The sequence below is a fragment of the Frankia sp. RB5 genome (genome assembly GCF_059816245.1).
Genome location: NZ_JCBATA010000158.1, coordinates 1 through 1,291, shown reverse-complemented (window position 1 = coordinate 1,291; position 1,291 = coordinate 1). Strand labels below are relative to the sequence as shown.

The following is a 1,291-nucleotide window of genomic DNA, read 5'->3' as shown; positions in this document are numbered from 1 at the left end:
GCACACGTCGGCGCCCGCCCGGGCGAGGCCGTCGGCCATGCCGAGGCCGACCCCGGAGTTGCCGCCGGTGACCAGGGCGACGTGCCCGGTCAGGTCGAGAGGATGGACGGGCGCGGTCACGCGGAACCTCCGTGGGGAACGCCGGCGAGCAGTTCACGCGCGACGATGATCTTCTGGATCTCGGACACGCCCTGCGCGATGTCGTAGAACACGGCCTCCCGGTACAGACGCTCGACGATCATGTCGCGGGTCAGCCCGTAGGCGCCGCAGACGTGCAGCGCGGCGCTCGCGGCCTCGCGGGCCGCCCGGGCCGCGACGAGGCGGGCCGAGGCCGCCTCCGCGGCGATGCCCTGCCCGCGGTCGAGTCGGTCCGCACAGGCGAGCACCAGGGCCTCGGCGCCGAGCAGGTCGGCGGCAGCCGAGCCCAGCAGCGCCTGGATGGTCGGGAATCGCCGCGCGATGGGTGTGCCGCGGTGGGTGCGGGCCAGTCCGTAGGCGGCGGCCTCCTCGATCGCGCGGGCCGCGATGCCCACCGTGATGGCCGCGGTGCGGACCTTCCCGAACGCCTCGCCGGCGATCATCACGTCGAAGCCGCCCTCGACGGTGCCGACCAGCCCGCCGGCGGGCACGGGCACGTCGTCCAGGGCGATCGGTCGGGCCTCGGTGCCGCCGAACGACAGCACCTCGCTGGGCTCCCCGACCTGCCAGCCGGCGGCGTCGGTGTCGACCAGGAAGGCGCCCAGCGCCGTCTCGGAGGTGCGGGCGAACACCAGCGCGACATCGGCCTGGTCGGCGAACGAGATGAGCTGCTTCGCCCCGGACAGCCGCCAGCCGCCGCCGTCACGAACCGCTCGCGTGCTGATCTGGCGGGGATCCGAACCGGTCGCGGGTTCGGTGAACGCCCAGGCGGCGATCCGCTCGCCGGACACCAGGCCCGGCACGTACCGCTCGACCTGCTCGGGCGTGCCGTGCTCCAGCAGGGTCATCGCGACCTGGATCGTCGTCCCCGGGTAGAGGGCGGCGACCGCGCAGTGCCGGGCGACCTCGATGGTGGCGACGACGAAGGCGCGCACCGTGCCGCCATCGCCGCCGTACTTCTCCTCGAACGGCAGCCGGGTCAGCCCGATCGACCGCACCGCCTCCCACGCCTCACGGGAGAAGGCCTGCTCCCGGTCGAGCCCCGCCGCCAGCGGCGCCAGCTCGCGGCAGGCCTGGGCGTCAACGGCGGATCGCAGCTCCTCGAGCTCCGGCTCGACGCTGATTCTCAACGCGCACACGCTCCATAGGTCGA

The 1,291-nt window shown here is 74.3% G+C and carries 1 protein-coding gene; it reads right to left on the bottom strand.

From position 1 onward, the window contains the following. Window positions 1-116 precede the first annotated feature (116 nt). A partial coding sequence (locus tag AC6EXY_RS33280; protein WP_499842483.1) for an acyl-CoA dehydrogenase family protein occupies window positions 117-1,291 on the bottom strand: 1,175 nt, incomplete at its 5' end.